General features: G+C 48.8%; 1 protein-coding gene and 1 pseudogene. One reads left to right on the top strand and one right to left on the bottom strand.

Going from position 1 to position 1,712, the window contains the following annotated elements; genetic code table 11:
- A pseudogene (locus tag DXZ20_RS16325) lies at positions 1-586 on the bottom strand (CHAT domain-containing protein); the annotation flags it as partial.
- A 418-nt stretch (positions 587-1,004) separates the two neighbouring features.
- Between DXZ20_RS16325 and rpiA the strand changes: the two are divergent.
- Positions 1,005-1,712: a ribose-5-phosphate isomerase RpiA gene (gene rpiA / locus DXZ20_RS16320; RefSeq protein WP_006515046.1), complete on the top strand. Its 708-nt coding sequence runs from the start codon at positions 1,005-1,007 to the stop codon at positions 1,710-1,712.

Here is a 1,712-nt window from a genome sequence, read left to right as displayed (position 1 = left end):
CCACCAAAAATTGTTCACCATCATAGAGTGCGGGTAAGGCCAGCCCCCTGAGCCCATCTCCAGAACACACCAACAGAGTATCGATGCCAGCCGGGGTGAGAAACTCATCCTCATAGGGGCCAATTATCCAGTCGTATAGCTTACGAGCTGCTGGCATATAAGCATTGCCGGAGGGGCGACTGATATGCCGATGAAATTGCTCCGTGGTTTTTGCCAGCAGGTCTTTAGGGACGTCATACAAATCACGCACAATGGGCTCACCATTAGGCATAATCAGCACCAGGTGCAGGTGATCTTCTCGTGGCATGGCCCATAAAACAGCGGGGGATGTTCCGGTTTCTTCTCCAACCCGAGCTAATGCGATCGCAATTTCTTCTGGTGATTGAGTCACCTCAGCTAGATCTTCACCAAAATACGTTTCATATTCTGACTCCAGCATCAGTTCCATATTCAGAACTTTCTGGCTTAGGGTTAGTTCCTGGGTGAAGGCTGGTGTAGGCGCTATTATCAGTAGGCAAATCAGGGGAGCCAAAAGCCATCGCAGCGGTTTATGGCGTCTCGATAGGGCGCGAGATAAAAATTTCATATTGCTACATCCTAAAGTGTGTAGGTGCAACTACATAGAAGTTGGTCTGACTCCGCATCAATGTTGACTAAAGTCTAGGGTCAGTAAATGTCTGTAGGGTAGAGCGATAAGGTATTAAGCTTAGGCGCGTCAGTAGTTTTGCGCGTTTTTAACAGTCACAGGTGGTAAATGGTAGTGGGGGTAATTCCAGATATTTACCGACCTTTTGGTGACAAGGTAGATGACCCATGGATGTCCCTATTTGCGCATCCATTGTCTATGCAGCCGACCCGATTTCCGTCATGCTAGATCCCGAAGATGAGCGGTTGCTGATTGAGCCATGAGTTATCCATGGTAATAGCCATCAGTCTTTTTCAGATTGATTTAGGTTAGCCTCAGCAACATCGTCTTTAAAGACAAGTAGAGGAGTTATCACACCATGGGAGATATGGACCCAGTTAAGTTAATGAAGCAAGAAGTGGGTCGCGCCGCTGCTGCCCAGGTAAAATCTGGCTCAATTGTGGGTCTGGGCACGGGTTCCACCACTGCATTTGCCATTCAGTTTATTGGCGAGCGTTTGGCGGCTGGTGAACTTACTGACGTTGTGGGTATTCCCACTTCGTTTCAGGCGTCAGTACTGGCTAAAAAGCATGGTATTCCGCTAACTACGCTGGATGAAGCGCCTCGCATTGACATTGCCATTGATGGTGCAGATGAAGTTGATCCTCAGCAGAACCTGATCAAGGGTGGTGGTGCCGCCCACACTCGCGAGAAGGTTGTGGATGGCTTGGCCGAGCGCTTTGTGGTTGTGGTTGATAGCTCTAAGCTGGTTGATAAATTAGGTTCCACCTTTGCTTTGCCAGTAGAAGTTCTACCCATGGCAGTTGCGCCTGTCACTCGTGCGTTGACGGCATTGGGTGGTACGCCTGAGTTACGTATGGGTGTGAATAAGGATGGTCCTGTGATTACTGACCAGGGGAACATGGTGCTGGATGTGAAGTTTACCGGCATTGATAACCCTGCTGAGCTGGAGAAGACCGTTAACAACATTCCTGGTGTTTTGGAGAATGGTTTGTTTGTTGGCTTAGCCGATGAGGTGTTAATCGGTGAAGTGATTGATGGGAAAGCGTCGGTTCGGACAATGTAG

The sequence above is a fragment of the Adonisia turfae CCMR0081 genome (assembly GCF_011009555.1).
GTDB classification, from domain to species: domain Bacteria; phylum Cyanobacteriota; class Cyanobacteriia; order Phormidesmidales; family Phormidesmidaceae; genus Leptothoe; species Leptothoe turfae.
Note: the sequence above shows the minus strand (reverse complement) of the source record. Positions and strands in the feature narration are given on the sequence as shown.

Excerpts from the sequence above, each read along its gene's own strand:
- rpiA (WP_006515046.1), top strand. The coding sequence starts at position 1,005 with ATGGGAGATATGGACCCAGTTAAGTTAATGAAGCAAGAAGTGGGTCGC.